This is a genomic window from Thermococcus thermotolerans (assembly GCF_024707485.1).
Lineage (GTDB): Archaea > Methanobacteriota_B > Thermococci > Thermococcales > Thermococcaceae > Thermococcus > Thermococcus thermotolerans.
Genome location: NZ_CP102602.1, coordinates 742,023 through 757,426, shown reverse-complemented (window position 1 = coordinate 757,426; position 15,404 = coordinate 742,023). Strand labels below are relative to the sequence as shown.

The following is a 15,404-nucleotide window of genomic DNA, read 5'->3' as shown; positions in this document are numbered from 1 at the left end:
TACTAATCGCCAGTGGCGAGGTGAATGGCCAGCAGAATGACGAACAGGATGGCCAGGGCTATGTGGACTTTTTTCCAGTGGCCCAGTATGCCCACGAACTTCTTTGCCATTTTCCTGTCGTGCTTCTTCGCCGCGAGGAGAACCTTTCCATGTATGTACCTGCCGATGAACCCGTTCAGGTTCAGCAGAACCAGTACGATGCCCATCGCGAGCCCCGTGCCTCCCGTGAGCCCCGAGTAGTTGTCGCATGAGAAGAAGTGGACGAAAACGAGAGCCGTTCCCGTTATGGTGAGGACGTGGTGAATGGTGAGGGGATACACTGGGCCAAATATCGTCATGTACGGGTGCTCCGGCCTTATCTCAAAGCCCCACTCACTGGACTTCTTGTGCACTATGACGAGCTTTCTCTTTGTCAGGGAGTAGTAGACGACGCCGGCAGCAATAAGGCCCACTCCAAGAGCCGCGAGTCCGCCGTAGCCTGCTTCGTACTCGTTTTCCTCGCCGTTGTCATCCGCCATTACAAGGGGAGCCATCAGAATGATCAAAAGAAAGAAAACGAGAACCCGCTTCACCCGCACCACCTCAGAAAGCGCCACTCCCGAGGCCACATATCTTTGCGAACGGACACACAGAGCAGTCCTCGGTGTACGGCTTGAGGTAGGGCTCGCCTTTGACTGCTTTGGTTATCTCCTTCGCCCTCTCCATTGCCTCGTCGTCCCCCTCAAGGACGAGGGTGACGCTTCCTTCAGCTCCGCCCGCTCCGCCTGCCGCTATCGGAATCGCCTCCACGTCCGCCAGAATCCTGTAGGCTTCCACCTCGGTAACCGGGTGGGAGTGGGGTATCGGCACGAGTGCGGAGTAAAGGCCGGTTCCCCAGTCGAAGGAGTAGATGCCGGTGAGCTTGGCGCTCTCCTCGACCGGCGTCGGCACAAACTTCTCAAGGCTTACCGGTGTTATCGTGAAGACCCCCTTGGTTATAGTCCAGCCAAAGGTCTTCCCTATCGTCCCGCCGTCAGGGGCGGCGGCAAAAACTGCCACGTTCCAGTTTATGTCTATCGCGTTGGCGCCTTTTATGAAGACGTCTTTCGGCCCCATCCTCTTGAGGGCTTCAAGCGGATCGTCGAAGGGCTCGCCCTTGTAGAGGACTAGGTGCTTGGGCCACGTCTGTTTGGGTGTGACGCACGTTCGCCCCTTGCTTATAACGCCGACGGTCCATTTCTCCTTCTCAATCTTTTCCCCGAGTATTTCCTCGGCTACATAGGCCGCTGTTGTGCCGGTGGCTATATAGACGAAGCCATGTTTGAGGGCGTGCTGAACTTCGGGCATGGCAACGACGGCCTTTGCGATGAGTCTCTTGCTTTCGGGCGGGGTGAGGGTTACAAGCGCTCTTTTCATCCCAATCACCTCCATTAAAATCGGCGTCGAAAGGTATTAAACCTTGCTTTAGCCAAGCCGAGAAGACTTAGCTCATCCGAAAAGTTCTAGGCAGATATTGCACTCCCCCGGGTCGACCTCGGGGTCAACTTTGGAATGGATGGAGCAGACGTATCCTTTTCCGAGCATCTCCAGAGATATCTCCACTATTCTCCGGTGTATCTCGTATTCACCCGGCTTCTTCTCGACTATATTCCGGGCGAGGGACTGGAGTTCCTCCTCTATGTCGGGATAGCTGGAAACGTCCATCAACGCGCCCCTGTCCATCCGAAGATAGCGGGAAACAGCCGACTGGGTTATGTGGAGAAGCTCAGCTATCTCAGTCTGCTTCAGGCCGTTTTCGTAGAGTATCTCAACGAGCCTCCGCCTGAGTGAGGGATACACGTAGCGCGAGGCCACTTCAAAGGCGTTGGTCTTCATGATATCCTTTATGACGCGTGGAATATTTAAACCTTTCTGCCAAGCCCCTCGGGGTTTTGATATGACATAAGTCATGTGGCCGCTTTAGGTTAAGAAACCGCAAGACTTTTATGAAGGTCACTTCATCTATAATCGAAGGATATGACACGTGTCATAAAAATGGAGGTTGGTGGATATGGCGATACGCGTTCCGGAAGCGTTTGATATGCTCTGCAACCAGTGTTCGATGAGTTTGGCGGGAGGATGTACTATAAGGGGAGTCTGCGGCAAAGACCCGGACCTCAACTCGCTCCAGGAGGCCCTGCTCTACGGCATAAAGGGAACCTCGGCCTACTACTACCATGCCCTTGAGGTCGGCTATGACGACCCGAGGATAGGCCACTTCTTGGCGGAGGCCCTTTATTCGACGCTCACCAACGTCAACTTTGATAAAAACAGGTTTCTGGAGCTCATCCTTGAGAACGGAAGGGTTCACCTTGAGGCGATGAAGCTCCTCGACAGAGCTTACGTTGAGACCTTCGGCAGACCCGAGCCCGTTGAAGTCCCGACCGGAACTGCGGAAGGAAGGGGCATACTCGTTACCGGCCACAGCTACAAGGCTCTGTATGAACTCCTCAGGCAGATCGAGGAGATGGGCCTTGAGGAGGAGCTTAAAGTTTATACCCACGCGGAGATGTTTCCAGCACATGCATACCCCGAGCTGAGGAAGTTCAAAGCCCTCTACGGCAACTGGGGAGGCTCGTGGCTCTACCAGAAGAAGGAATTCGCGGAGTTCCCGGGCGTTATTCTTGGCACGAGCAACTGTGTCCAGCAGCCGGCGAAGGCTTACGCCGACAGAATCTTCACCGTTGGAATAGCGGGCCTTGAGGGGGTTCCCCACATAGAGGACTACAACTTCGAGCCGCTCATAAAGCGCGCACTTGAGACCCCCAGGATGAAGGCTTACGACGGCGGAAAGCTCCTCACCGGCTTCCACCACACCAACGTTTTGGCCATGAAGGATAAGCTCATTGAACTCATCCAGGAGGGCAAGATAAGGCACATCTTCGTCGTGGGTGGTTGTGACACCCCGCACAAGGGCATGGGCTACTACGAGAGGCTCACCGAGCTGATTCCAAAGGATGCGCTGATACTCTCAGCGGCATGCGGCAAGTTCCGCTACAACGCGAGGAACTACGGAACCATCGAAGGCATTCCAAGATTCCTCGACTTCGGCCAGTGCAACAACGTTTACTCAATAATCGAGATTGCAATAGCACTTGCGAACGAGCTCGGGACGGATGTGAACTCCCTGCCGGTGAGCATAGTCCTGAGCTGGATGGAGCAGAAGGCAATAGCGATACTCTACTCGCTCCTCTATCTGGGAATCAAGGGCATCTACATTGGTCCGAGGCCGCCGGAGTTCCTCACTCCGAACGTCTTTGACGTTCTCAGAAGGCAGTTTGACCTCAGGCTCACCGGCGACCCGGAGGCTGACCTCAGGGACATGCTCAGCAAGGGAATAAGCGTGGAGGAGAGTTCGTCCCTCGCGGAGGAGCTTGATTGATCTTCCGTCCTCATTTTTTCTTTTCTGAATTCCTAGATCGCAGAATTATTTAATTATTGGTTTCAAGAACTGAAGAATTAAAGAAAACACTCAGCCCTTTTCCAGGGCCTTAAGCTCCTGCATCATCTCTTTGAACTTCTCGTCGCTCATACCTATGAGCTCCTTCGCCTGCTTCAGAGTAATAGTCCTTGCGAGGGTCTTCCTCATCTCGGGGTTCTCAAGGGGCGAGAATCCGTACTTCACCAGGATTTTGAGGGATTCCGGATAGGCCTTTAGGAGCTTGCCAACATTGGTTTCCTCCGTTATCTCGTCCAGCTTATCGTCGCACTCCTTGACTTCCATCGTAAGCTCCCTGGAGTCCTCGGTTTTCATTATCCTGAGCACGAATGCCCCGCCAACTTCTTTCAGTTCAACCCGATAACCTGCCTCCTCAAGTCTCCCCAGCATGTCAACGAAGGGCTTGTCTCCTATAACTTCGAGAGTCTCTCCCACCTGAAGCTTTCCAAGGGCCTCTACGATCATAACCGCCGGCTGGGGTGGCTTCAAACCGCGAACATCGAGCATCATTTTTCATCACCGCTCCCTTCTATGACATGCGACATATAAAGATTGTTGGGCAAATCTGCCCAGAAACGCTTAAAAGTACCCAGTATGACACTCGTCATGAAGGTGATAAAGATGACTGAGTTGCTGAACAATCGCGAATACAAGAAGGAGCAGCTGAAGAAACTCCTCCTCAGGATTCACGAAGGTGAGGACGTGAATAAACTCAAAGAGGAATTCCGCCAGGTTTTGAGCGGTATTTCACCCCTTGAGATTCCCATCATAGAGCAGGAGCTCGTGAAGGAGGGGATCTCCGCCAAGGATATAGCCAAGATGTGCGACCTGCACGTCGAGCTGTTCAGGGAAGCGGTTGCCGGGGCGGAGGAGGTTGAGGAGAAAGACCTTCCGGACGGGCATCCTCTCAAGACGCTCTACCTCGAAAACAAGGAGATAATGAAGGACGCCGAGATGCTCAACCTCTACGCGAGGACTTTGGTAACCACCAAGGACGAACGCATGAGGGAGGAAATCCTCGGTGTCCTGGAGGAGATAGTGGGCAACCTCAGAAAGGTCGGCTTCACTCACTACAACCGGGAGGAGATGCTCACCTTCCCATACATCGAGCGCCGCGGTTTAACTGCCATAGCGACCGTCCTCTGGACGAAGCACGACGAAATCAGGTTCATGATAAAGAGGCTTGCCGAACTCCTGAGGAAAAGGAATGAGATGCCCTGGGAAGAGTTCGTTGAACGCTTTAAGGAGAAAGCCGGAGAGGCTTCATTCGCGCTGAGCGACATGGTCTTCAGGGAGAACAACATCTATTATCCAACGCTCAAAGCGTTGCTCGGTGAGGGCGAGTGGAAGGCAATAAGGATGCAGGAGGATGAGATTGGCTATTACAAGGTCAACCCACCCGCCTGGGATCCTGGCGAGGACGTTAAACCGCTCCACCCATGGGAAATCAACCCTGAACTGAGCGTTGAGGAACTTTTGAACCTTCCGAAGGAAGTTCAGCAGGCCCTGAAAGGCCGCCCTCTGGAGTTTGACAAAAGCCAGCTGAAGCGCGAGGGGGACATCGACCTTGGAACGGGCTTTGTTAGCCTGGAAGAGCTGAAAGCGATATTTGAGGCTTTGCCGGTTGATGTGACTTTCATCGACAAGGACGACCGCGTTCGCTTCTTCTCGCCGGGCGAGAGGATATTCACAAGAACTCCCTCCGTGCTCGGGAGGCCAGTTCAGCTCTGCCACCCGCCGAAGAGCGTTCACATCGTCAACAAGATACTCAAGGCCTTCAAGGAGGGCAGGAAGAAGGAGGCCACCTTCTGGCTCAGGCTCGGGCCGAAGTATGTTTACATAAAATACGTGCCCCTCTTTGACAACGAGGGCAACTATCTGGGAACCCTCGAAATGACCATGGACATCGAGCCCTACAGGAAGATTGAAGGCGAGAAGAGACTCCTTGACTGGAGGGACTGAGATGAAGGTCGTTGGGGTTGAAGAGGCCGAGAGGGTTGATAATCCTCACGGGGTGGACGTGAGAAAGCTGATGGACGAGGAAAGCGCCCAGATATTTTACATAACCCTGAAGCCCGGGGAGAGCCTGAAGAGACACACAACACCAGTTGATGCGTTCATCTATGTCCTCAAGGGCAGGGGCATCGTGGAGGTCGGCGACGAAAGGGCAGAGGTTAAGAAGGGAACCGCCGTATACCTACCGAAGGAAGTGCCACACGCGGTCTCCAACGGGGGGAGCCTCGACATGGCATTCCTCGTTATCAAGGTGGTGTGAAAGATGAGGGGTGACCCCAAGGTATTTCGAAAACGGGTGGAGCGCTTTCAGGAGCTCCTCAGGGAGAACGAGATAGACGGGGCCGTCGTAAGGACCCTCTCCAGCTTCATATACTTCACCGGAACCAAGTGGCTCAGGCCGAGCCTCCTAATTTCCGCCGAAGGTGAGCCAGTGGTTTACGTCGTCAAAGGTGAAGCGGAGCTTTTCCGGGAAAAGAGCTGGATCGAAAACGTCGTGGAGTTCCAGCGCGTTGAGGACCTCATGGCGGGCATAGTAACGTGGATACACGGGAACGGAATGACGAGAGTAGGCCTTGAGTTCGGCATAGAGCGCGACGCTTACCTGATATTCCTCAAAATATTCGAGCGCCTTAACCCCACCGTGGAGATAGTTGACATCCTTGATCTCACAATGGGCCTTAGAATGATAAAGGACGAGTGGGAGCTGGACAACATCAGAAAGGCGGGAGATATAGCCGTTAAGGGAATGAAGGTCGCCGAGGAGATTATAAAGCCCGGCCTCAGCGAGCTTGAGATAGCGGCGGAGGTGGTCAGGGAGCTCATGCTCAACGGAAGCGAGGATCCCAAGGTCTACGTTTCTGTGACGCCCAGAGCCCATGCCGAACCGTTCCGCGACCTGAAGGTTCCGGAGAACGGGGTCGTTACCGTCGTCATTGGAGCGGACTGGAATCACTATTATGCCAACATGGCGAGAACCTTCATCGTCGGAGAGCCGGGGCAAAGGGTCAGAAGGGCCATTGAGGTCAAGGAAGAGGCCTACAGGATTGCGCTTGAGGAAACCAGGGTTGGAGTCCCGCTGAGCGCCGTCGAGAAGAAGCTCGCGGAGTTCTTCAGGGAAAAGGGATTCGCCGACTCCTATCTAGCCGGCTACACCCACGGTGTCGGCCTTCTCATCGAGGAGCCGCCAATAACCACAATAGTCGTTCCCCAGAGGACCACGAAGGTTCAGGAGAACATGGTTCTGACGATAATACACCCGCCCCTCATGATTCCGGAGGGTGCGATAAAGCACGAAGACACCTACATCGTCAAAAAAGCGGGACTTGAGAAAGTCACTTAGAACACCCTCGCGTAGCCCCACTTCCGCACGCTCGTCAGGATAGACGTCTCCGTGCTCCTTATTCCCTCTATTCTTCCGAGCTTCTCAATGAGGAAGCTCTCCAGCTCCTGGAGGTCCTTAACTGTTACCTGCATGAGTATGTCGTGTGCCCCGGTTGCTATGCCTAGGACGTCCACCTCCGGCAGCTTGCTGAGCTCTTCGGCCGCTTTCTTCACCCTGCTTGGCTCGACATCAACGGCTATGAAAGCAACGATCGAGTAGCCTGCCTTGAAGGGGTTTATGAGGGCTGAAAACTTCCTGATGACGCCCCGCTCCATCAGCTTCTTCACACGGAGCCTGACCGTTGATTCCGGAACCTTTAGACGTCTGGCTATCTCCGAGTAGCTGGCCCTTCCGTCCTCCTGGAGGATGTGGAGTATCATCCTGTCCAGCTCGTCAAGATGTCCATTACTTCGCATTATTTCCCACCTATTTTTGCCAATCTTATGTTATCTTTTTAAATATTTCCACGGAATTCGCAAAATCTAGGCGAAATTGCTATTAATTTCAAATGCGTATAGCAGTACGGTGAGAGCATGGGGTATCCCAAAAACAAGGAGGAAGTCGTGGAGCGCTATTCACGGGTTTTCCCAAGGTCGGCACGCGTTACCTATGCCCCGATAGTGGGAGTGAAAGCCCGGAACGCCCTCGTCTGGGACATCGAGGGCAGGGAGTACATAGACTTCCTGAGCGATGCGGCGGTGCAGAACGTTGGCCACAACAACCCCCGTATTGTCCAAGCAATAAAAGACCAGGCGGAAAGGCTGATCCACTTCACGTTCATCTACGGCTTCCCTGTTGAGCCTCTCCTCCTGGCCGAGAAGCTCGCCGAGATAGCGCCGATTGAAAGTCCAAAGGTCAGCTTCGGAATGACGGGGAGCGATGCCAACGACGGTGCAATAAAGTTCGCGAGGGCTTACACAGGCAGGAGGACGATTTTGAGCTACCTCAGGAGCTACTACGGGGCAACCTACGGTGCCATGAGCATAACCGGACTCGACTTTGAGGTTCGCTCGGTAGTGGGGGAGCTGAGCGACGTTCACTACATTCCCTATCCCAACTGCTACCGCTGTCCCTTCGGGAAGGAGCCGAAGACCTGCAAAATGGAGTGCGTCTCCTACATCAAGGAAAAGTTCGAAGGGGAGGTTTACGCGGAGGGAACCGCCGCACTCTTTGCCGAGCCGATACAGGGCGATGCTGGAATGGTCGTCCCACCGGATGGATACTTCAAAAAGGTGAAGAAAATCCTCGATGAACACGGCATCCTCCTGGCTGTGGACGAGGTTCAGAGCGGAATGGGGAGAACCGGCAAATGGTTCGCAATAGAGCACTTCGGGGTCAAGCCAGACATAATAACCCTCGCAAAGCCCCTCGGAGGTGGACTGCCGATAAGCGCGATAATCGGCCGGGGAGAGATCCTCGATTCCCTGCCGTCCCTGGGCCATACATTTACACTGAGCGGCAATCCGTTGGCGAGCAGGGCGGCTTTGGCCGTCATCGAGGAGATAGAGGAGAAGGACCTCCTTAGGAGGGCGGAGAAGCTCGGAAAACACACTAAAAAGAGGCTGGAGAAGATGAAGGAGGAGCACGAGCTCATAGGCGACGTCCGCGGCCTCGGCCTGATGCTCGGCGTTGACCTCGTGAAGAACAGGGAGACAAAGGAGAGGGCCTACGAGGAGGCCAGAAAGGTCGTCTGGCGCGCCTACGAGCTCGGCCTTGTGCTTGCCTTCCTCCAGGGCAACGTGCTGAGGATTCAGCCGCCCCTCACGATAGAGGAGGAGCTCCTTGACGAGGGTCTCGACAGGCTGGAGAAGGCCATAGCAGACGTGGAGGAGGGCAGGGTCCCGGACGAGGTTCTGACGAAGGTTCAGGGCTGGTGATTGACATTTTTCTGTTTATTTTTTCAGCTCCCGAAATCTTTTTAAACAAACTTTTACACAGGTTGAGCGGGCTTCAATGGAAACCCTTGAAACCACGAAAGGACCGGTACTTAAGGTTGGAATCGAGGATAAAGTTGAACCTTCAAAGGCTTTGGTTTTTGGCCTTCAGCATGTTCTCGCGATGTTCGGTGCCACCGTCACCGTGCCCCTGGTCGTCGGCGGTGCCGTTGGTCTGAGCGGCTCCGAGGTTGCCCTCATGATACAGGCAGTTCTGCTGGCGATGGGCATCGCAACTCTGCTCCAGACGACGATAGGCTCCCGCTATCCGATAGTGCAGGGATCGAGCTTCGCCTTTATTCCCGGGCTGATAGCCATAGGCTCTTCCCTGGGAATGGCCGCGGTGCAAGGGGCATTGATAGTCGGCGGCCTAATCGAGGCCGCAATAGGCTGGCTTGGGATAATCGGGAAGGTCAGGAATCTCTTCACACCGCTGGTCACCGGTGTCACGATAACCCTCATCGGCTTCAGTCTAGCAGATGTTGCGGTAAAGAACTTCTTCAATTTCTACGCCGACCCCTCCGGCGGAACGGTTGTCAAGGCCACCCTGGTGGCGGCTGTAACTTTCCTCACGACCGTCATGGTCGCCCTTAAGGCCGGGGGGAGTCTGAGGGCCATGCCCGTTGTGGTCGGCGCGCTCGTGGGCTACCTCGTCAGCGTCCCTCTGGGACTGGTGGACTTCGGGCTGGTAAAAACCCTGCCCGCGGTAAGCCTTCCCACGCTCTTTCCGTGGGACGAGCCGATATTCAACACCACCGCGGTGGTTCTCCTCCTCTTTGCCTTCATGGTGAGCATAATAGAGAGCGTCGGCGACTACCACGCGATAGCGGCCGTAACCAACTCCGAGATAAACGAGAAGCGGATAGCGAGGGGCATCGGCAGTGAGGGTTTAGCCTGTTCAATAGCCGGTCTCCTCGGAGCGTGCGGGACGACGAGCTATTCCGAGAACATAGGCGTTGTTGCGCTGACCAAGGTCGGCAGCAGGTACGTGGTGCAGATAGGGGCGGTTATCCTCATACTGCTCTCGCTGATTCCCAAATTCGCCGGAATCCTTGCCTCGATGCCGGCGCCGGTTCTCGGGGGTCTGACATTGGCCCTGTACGGAATGATCAGCGTCACCGGCTTGAGGCTGATAAAGGAAAAGGTAGAGTTCAGCGACAGGAACACCCTGATACTAGCCACCTCTCTGATAGCAGGTCTCGGCGCGCCTCAACTTCCTGCGGAGTTCCTGGCAGTATTTCCGAAGGTTATCGCCAGCATCCTTGAGTCCGGCATGGCTGTTGGAGCGCTTACGGCCATAATCCTCGACAGGCTCCTCTGAACCCTCCTATTTTTGCATAAAAATAAAGGGGCTCACCAGATGACCTCTTCCACCGGCGCTGGTTCGGGTTCTTCTCCGAGTTCTTCGGGCATGTTGTTGAATGCTATTATGACGAAGATGCGCGCGATCAGGAGCAGAATGAATCCGACGAGGATTATGGCAGTCAGCGCACCCCACCACACCCACGTGGCTGCGTCTCTGAACTCCTTGGTGCCGGTTATCTCGTACATCGCGAGCCATGCCCTCTTCTGGAAGTAGGCGGCCCCGACTATCAGGGCCACGAACAGTATGAAGAAGGTGATTGCCAGACCTATCCCGGCCGATTCGCTGAGGCGCCATCCCGCTGGAACTATGGCGAAAGTTCCGAGCAGTAGAGCTATGAGGACTATCAGGCCACCGATGGCAAAGATTATGCCGTAGAGGTAGTTCTTGAAGGGCCTCTCGTCGTTCACGGCATCACCTATGCCCTTGAGTGCCAGCAGTATCAGGATGAAGCCGATCAGCGACACTACACCGCCGATATACGGTATAAAGCTGCCAACTAGGGTGAGGATAGCTCCCCACAGGCCCATGCTCTTTTCACTTCTAACATTGACAGCACCCATCGGATCACCATATAAAAATCAACATTGAGCTTAAAACCTTTACCCAGAAGAGTGAGAAAATGAAATATTACACGACCGGAGCGGTCGAGGGCCCGGCTTCGAGTTCCTCTGGGAGGTTTGCGAAGGCAATTATCTGATAGATAGCCGCCACGAGAAGCAGGATGAATCCGACGAGGATTATGGCGGTCAGCGCGCCCCACCAGAGCCACTTGGCGGTGCTTTCAAATGCATCGACTCCAGTTATCTCGTACATTGCCTGCCATGCCTGCTTTGCAAAGTATACCCCTATTAGCAACACCGCCACGAACGCCACGAAGCCGACGATGAGGACTCCTGCCCCGAAGAAGCTCAGCGGGTGTTCAAAGGGTCTCATTCCAATCATGGCTGCGTTGGATAGTGAGAATATGCCAATAACGATGAGTATGGCGGCTATTATTGAGCCCGCAAAGGCGACTATGATTGAGTAGAGATAGTATTTGAACGGTCTGTCGTCCCCCATCTTGTCGCCTATCCCCTTCAGGGCGACAAGGATAAGTATCGCACCCACGAGTGATATCGTCCCTGTGAATACTCCGACGTACGGGACGACTCCTGTAAACCCTCCGACGAGAACGAGTATCGACCCTATGAGGCCTAAGGTCCTCTCACTCCTTATGTCCACACCCACGGAGACCACCAATCATATAAAACCCGAATTCCTGAAAAAGTTTACGATTAAGAAGGAAAAAAGATGGAATCACTCCTTCTTCTCCTCGGTCTTTTCGGCGGGCTCGGCTTCCTTCTTCTCCGCAGGCTTTTCTGCGGTCTTGGCGGTCGCTTTTTCCTCGGGCTTCTTCTCGGCGGGCTTTGCCGCGGGCTTGGCCGGGGTTGGCTTCTTGGGCGGCCTTATGCCGTAGCCGAGTATCTTGAACTTGAACACGGTGCCGTCCCTGAGGTGGTAGGTAACTTCCTTGGTCTCCCTGTTGAACTCTATCTTCTCGACCGGGAAGCGGTAGTCGCCGTATTCATCCTGATACTTCCTGAACTCGTTCGGGTGTATGGGAACCCAGTCGAATATCTCAAGCTGCTCCTCCTGCCAGGTGGTGGTTATCATGAATGTCTCGATGAAGCCCAGGGCTCCGGTGGGACACACGTCAACACAGAACTGGCAGTAGGTGCACCTTCCGTAGTCTATCTTGGGATGGGGCCTCTTCTCCATCTGGCCGTCCTTTTCGAGCCAGGTCATCTCTATGGCTCTCGCCGGGCATATCTGGCCGCAGAAGTTACAGCCGACGCACTTCTTCCAGTCGAGGGTGTGAAGCCCACGGTACTCTTTCGCAATCTGGGTCTTCTCCTGGGGTATCTTTATCGTGACCGGCTTCTTGAAGAGGTACTTTAGACCCATCCAGGGCTTTATGTATGACGGCTTCTTCCTGATTTTGCTCTCCGGGGCGACCTTAAAATCTACCTCCATGGCCATCACCTGTCGATATCCGGTGGGCAGTTGTCAAGGCTCACGAGTATCACGGGCACGTCGGCTATTCTCGCTCCGACGAGGAGCTGCTCGATGACTCTGATTCCGTGGGATATGCTCGGCCCCCTGAGCTGTAGCCTGTACGGCTTGTTCTTTCCATCGCTGACGACGTAGGCGCCGAAGTCTCCCTTGGTGCTCTCGACGTGGGCAAAGGCATCTCCGGCCGGAACCTTGAACCTAGGCAGGTTCTTGAGCCTCGGGTCCTCGATCTTGTATGGCCCGCTGGGCGGCCCCATGTCGAGTAGCTGCTCTAAAATGTAGAGGTCCTGCTCTATCTCAAAGCGCCTCACCATGACCCTCGCGAGGGCATCCCCGTCCCTCAGAACGGGCACCTCGAAGTCAAGCTCCGGATAGAGGAGATACGGGTCAACGCGCCTCACATCGTAGGGAACTCCGGTGGCACGGAGGTTGGGCCCGGTAACGCCCTCGTCAAGGGCAAACTTCTTGTCCATAACGCCTATCCCTTCAAGCCTGCGGTGGGTTATGTAGTTCTCGAAGAGTATCTCGTCGAAGTCGGGGAGCTTGCTCTTTATGTACTCCACCGTGTCCCTGAGGCGCCTCAGCCAGGCGTCGCTGGGTATGTCCCTCCTCACACCTCCCGGGATTGTGTAAATGTGGTAGACCCTGGCCCCGGTGAGCTGTTCGAAGAGCGCCATGAACCTCTCACGGTATGCCGCAGCCCACTGGCCTGCAGTATAGACACCGAGCTTGAAGGCCATACCCATCGTCCAGAACAGGTACGCTGAGACCCTCGCCATCTCAAGGACGGTTGTCCTGATCCACTGCGCTCTGTCCGGGACTTCCCAGCCGAGTATTTCCTCGACGGCCATTGAGTATATGACCTCCGGGACATCGGGCTCGGGAACACAGACTCTAAGCAGTAAGGCTATGTTCGTGTACCACGGTCTGTACTCGGCCAGCTTCTCGAACCCCCTGTGGAGGAAGCCGGGGTTTGCTATAGCCTTAACGACCCTGTTGCCGTCCATCTTGAGGATTATGCTGTAGTTCTCGGTTGCCATGTGCTGCGGTCCGAAGAACAGCTCGTAAGTATCCTTGTCTATTGGAAGCAGCTCCATCCCGTTCTCTCTTGCCTCTTTAACAAGCTCGCTCTGTGAAACCATTATCCTCACCTCAGATCACATAGGTGTCCTTATCCTCATCGAACCTGTCCAGTATCTTATACTTCCTCTTCACGTAGCCGAGCATGTCAAAGTCCTTCCTGTATGAGAGGCCAGCCTCTTTGTCTTCCTCCTCCAGTATCCAGGGCATCTTAAGTTTTGGATTGCCCTCAAAGACGACCTGGAAGAACTCGTGGGCGTCCCTCTCGTAGGTCTCCGCAACAGGGTAGATGTCCATGACGGTGGGCACCACTGAGTTGTCCCTCGGTATGGCGGTTCTCACGAAGGTGTGTGTCCTGTGGGTTATGCTGAAGACCTGATAAATTAGCTCGATTTCTCCCCTGTCGGGCCAGTCAACGGCCGTGATCTGGAGCAGGAGCTCAAAGTCGTTGTCCTTGAGCAGCTTGAGGAAGTCCCTTATCCTGTCGGAGGGTATCCTGAACTCTATTCTCCTCTCGCGCCTGACCTTTCCCTCCGCGTACGGGGCCTTTTCGGTGATGGTTGAAACGAGAGCCTCGTAGTCAGTCATTCTTCTCACGCTCCTTTTCGACCCTCTTGAGGTCGTCCATTATCCAGGGAATCCATCTCTTGGCTTCTCTCTCGCGCCATCCCTCTCCGAACAGCTCGTCCTGGTTCTTCTTGTACCACTCGTAGTTCTCCTTGTAGCGCTTCCAGCTGTCGGCCGTGCCGTTCTCGATCATCTCCATCATCTTGTTGATACCCTCCATGACTGACTCGGGCCTCGGCATACAGCCGGCTATGTAGACATCGACCGGGATGTATGCGTCAAGCCTCTTGATGGCGTTGTAGGCGTCCCAGTAGATGCCCCCGTTGATGGTGCACGAACCGTGGGCTATGACGTATTTTGGATCCGGCTGCATCTCGTAGGTTATGATTATCCTCTTGAGGGTCTTTGGCGTGACGTAGCCGGTGATGAGGAACAAGTCGGCCATTCTCGGGGCCGGATTGGGCATCATTCCAAAGCGCTCTAGGTCGTATCTGGAGGTCATGAGCGGCGGCATCTCTATACCGCCGCATCCCGTACAGAAAGACACTATCCAAAGGCTCCTTTTCCTTGCGAATTCAATAAGCGGTTCCCAGAGCTTCCAATCCATTTCTCACCACCTCACAGACTCGCTAATACGGCACCAAGGGCCGCTATGATAGTCGGCCACTTCCAGTAGAACTTGGCCGCCTGGTCTATGGTGAACCTCGGGAAGATGTTGCCGATGAATATCGCCACCATGAGCACGGCTATCTGCTTGATGAGGAGGATTCCGAGGCTGGCTATAGTGTTGAGCACTGGGCTTGCAAAGATAGTAACCACCGCACCGCCGAGGAAGATGTTGCTGAAGAACAGTGTTTCGGCGAAGAGTGCTATGGCGTGCTGTATCTGGAGGATTCCCATGTGCTTGCCGCCGAACTCGACCATTGGACCGAGGGATATCTCACCCGGTGCGATCATGATGTCGAAAGGCTCCTTTCCGAACATCGCCTGGAGGACTATGTCGTAGGCTATCGCCGCGAGGAGGAGCGATACGTGGGTTATGCTCCACCCGCTGACCTGCTGGGCCATGACTATCTGGTATGTGCTGAACGTTCCGTAGAACTCCGCAAGGGCGACTATGGCGAAGCCGAGCGGAACCTGTATGGCGAGTAGTGTGAGCAGTGCACGCTGGGCACCGAGGCCTGCCCATGGGTTTCCTGAGCTCATTGCGGCGAACATTATTCCGAGCATCGGTATCTCAAGCAGGAACGTGATGAGGATGAGGTCACCGTAGGCCCTGAGTATGCTGACGCTGCCTATCGGAATGAAAAACAGCGCCAGTATCGTTGCTCCGAGGGCGTAGATTATTCCGAAGTCGTAGATGAGGCCGTGGGTTATGTTGCTCTTCTTTGAGAGGAGCTTTATGGTATCGAGTATCGGCTGATAGAGCGGCGGACCGACTCTCCTGTGTATTCTCGCTGAAACCTTCCTTATGATGCCCATGAAGATGAACCCTACAAAGGTCGCGTAAAGTAATAGGAAGAGGGCTTTCAGCGCAACTTCAAACATCCT

At 54.6% G+C, this 15,404-nt stretch carries 18 protein-coding genes; 6 read left to right on the top strand and 12 right to left on the bottom strand.

The features are described 5' to 3' along the window. Positions 1–2 precede the first annotated feature (2 nt). The 3 genes from NUS69_RS04385 to NUS69_RS04375 all read right to left on the bottom strand — a co-directional run bounded on the left by NUS69_RS04385 (position 3) and on the right by NUS69_RS04375 (position 1,854). Positions 3–578 carry a hypothetical protein gene (locus NUS69_RS04385; protein ID WP_258084596.1) on the bottom strand — a complete coding sequence of 192 codons (576 nt, stop codon included), beginning with the start codon at positions 576–578 and terminating at the stop codon, positions 3–5. Between the two features lie 4 nt (positions 579–582). Then, positions 583–1,395 carry a hypothetical protein gene (locus tag NUS69_RS04380; RefSeq protein WP_258084595.1) on the bottom strand — a complete coding sequence of 271 codons (813 nt, stop codon included), beginning with the start codon at positions 1,393–1,395 and terminating at the stop codon, positions 583–585. Positions 1,396–1,467: 72 nt separating this feature from the next. Beyond that, positions 1,468–1,854, bottom strand: a complete 387-nt coding sequence (locus NUS69_RS04375; RefSeq protein WP_258084594.1) for a transcriptional regulator — start codon at positions 1,852–1,854, stop codon at positions 1,468–1,470. Between the two features lie 175 nt (positions 1,855–2,029). Between NUS69_RS04375 and hcp the strand changes: the two genes are divergently transcribed. Further along, positions 2,030–3,400, top strand: a complete 1,371-nt coding sequence (hcp, locus tag NUS69_RS04370; RefSeq protein WP_258084593.1) for a hydroxylamine reductase — start codon at positions 2,030–2,032, stop codon at positions 3,398–3,400. Positions 3,401–3,490: 90 nt separating this feature from the next. On the opposite strand, the gene NUS69_RS04365 is transcribed toward hcp, so the two are convergent. Next, complete coding sequence (locus tag NUS69_RS04365) at positions 3,491–3,967, bottom strand: DUF1858 domain-containing protein (protein ID WP_258084592.1); 477 nt, start codon at positions 3,965–3,967, stop codon at positions 3,491–3,493. A 111-nt stretch (positions 3,968–4,078) separates the two neighbouring features. On the opposite strand from NUS69_RS04365, the gene NUS69_RS04360 reads away from it, so the two are divergent. From NUS69_RS04360 to NUS69_RS04350, 3 genes are read left to right on the top strand one after another with little or no spacing between them, the layout of a single operon-like run. Continuing rightward, the gene (locus tag NUS69_RS04360) at positions 4,079–5,419 is read left to right on the top strand and encodes a DUF438 domain-containing protein (RefSeq protein ID WP_258084939.1); all 1,341 of its coding nucleotides are present in this window, start codon (positions 4,079–4,081) and stop codon (positions 5,417–5,419) included. A gap of 1 nt (position 5,420) precedes the next feature. Next, entirely contained in the window at positions 5,421–5,732 is a 312-nt protein-coding gene (locus NUS69_RS04355) for a cupin domain-containing protein (protein WP_258084591.1), read from the top strand. A 3-nt stretch (positions 5,733–5,735) separates the two neighbouring features. Beyond that, positions 5,736–6,812: a M24 family metallopeptidase gene (locus NUS69_RS04350; RefSeq protein WP_258084590.1), complete on the top strand. Its 1,077-nt coding sequence runs from the start codon at positions 5,736–5,738 to the stop codon at positions 6,810–6,812. Here the strand turns inward: NUS69_RS04350 and NUS69_RS04345 are convergent. Continuing rightward, the gene (locus NUS69_RS04345; RefSeq protein WP_258084589.1) at positions 6,809–7,270 is read right to left on the bottom strand and encodes an Lrp/AsnC family transcriptional regulator; all 462 of its coding nucleotides are present in this window, start codon (positions 7,268–7,270) and stop codon (positions 6,809–6,811) included. The genes NUS69_RS04350 and NUS69_RS04345 overlap by 4 nt on opposite strands. 117 nt (positions 7,271–7,387) lie before the next feature. On the opposite strand from NUS69_RS04345, the gene NUS69_RS04340 reads away from it, so the two are divergent. After that, positions 7,388–8,731, top strand: coding sequence for a leucine/methionine racemase (locus NUS69_RS04340; RefSeq protein WP_258084588.1), 1,344 nt, complete (start codon positions 7,388–7,390; stop codon positions 8,729–8,731). Between the two features lie 76 nt (positions 8,732–8,807). Continuing rightward, positions 8,808–10,109, top strand: a complete 1,302-nt coding sequence (locus NUS69_RS04335; protein WP_258084587.1) for a uracil-xanthine permease family protein — start codon at positions 8,808–8,810, stop codon at positions 10,107–10,109. Between the two features lie 32 nt (positions 10,110–10,141). On the opposite strand, the gene NUS69_RS04330 is transcribed toward NUS69_RS04335, so the two are convergent. The 7 genes from NUS69_RS04330 to NUS69_RS04300 form a co-directional block, all read right to left on the bottom strand. Then, the gene (locus NUS69_RS04330) at positions 10,142–10,714 is read right to left on the bottom strand and encodes a DUF996 domain-containing protein (RefSeq protein ID WP_258084586.1); all 573 of its coding nucleotides are present in this window, start codon (positions 10,712–10,714) and stop codon (positions 10,142–10,144) included. Between the two features lie 67 nt (positions 10,715–10,781). Beyond that, the gene (locus NUS69_RS04325) at positions 10,782–11,390 is read right to left on the bottom strand and encodes a DUF996 domain-containing protein (RefSeq protein ID WP_258084585.1); all 609 of its coding nucleotides are present in this window, start codon (positions 11,388–11,390) and stop codon (positions 10,782–10,784) included. Between the two features lie 60 nt (positions 11,391–11,450). Next, on the bottom strand, positions 11,451–12,167 hold the full coding sequence (nuoI, locus tag NUS69_RS04320) for an NADH-quinone oxidoreductase subunit NuoI (RefSeq protein ID WP_258084938.1): 717 nt from the start codon (positions 12,165–12,167) through the stop codon (positions 11,451–11,453). A gap of 5 nt (positions 12,168–12,172) precedes the next feature. Further along, positions 12,173–13,348: an NADH-quinone oxidoreductase subunit D gene (locus NUS69_RS04315; protein ID WP_258084584.1), complete on the bottom strand. Its 1,176-nt coding sequence runs from the start codon at positions 13,346–13,348 to the stop codon at positions 12,173–12,175. Positions 13,349–13,358: 10 nt separating this feature from the next. Then, positions 13,359–13,874, bottom strand: coding sequence for an NADH-quinone oxidoreductase subunit C (locus NUS69_RS04310; RefSeq protein WP_258084583.1), 516 nt, complete (start codon positions 13,872–13,874; stop codon positions 13,359–13,361). Continuing rightward, entirely contained in the window at positions 13,867–14,460 is a 594-nt protein-coding gene (locus tag NUS69_RS04305) for a NuoB/complex I 20 kDa subunit family protein (protein ID WP_258084582.1), read from the bottom strand. Before NUS69_RS04305 ends, NUS69_RS04310 begins: the two co-directional genes overlap by 8 nt. 11 nt (positions 14,461–14,471) lie before the next feature. Next, entirely contained in the window at positions 14,472–15,401 is a 930-nt protein-coding gene (locus NUS69_RS04300) for a respiratory chain complex I subunit 1 family protein (RefSeq protein WP_258084581.1), read from the bottom strand. Between the last annotated feature and the right edge of the window lie 3 nt (positions 15,402–15,404).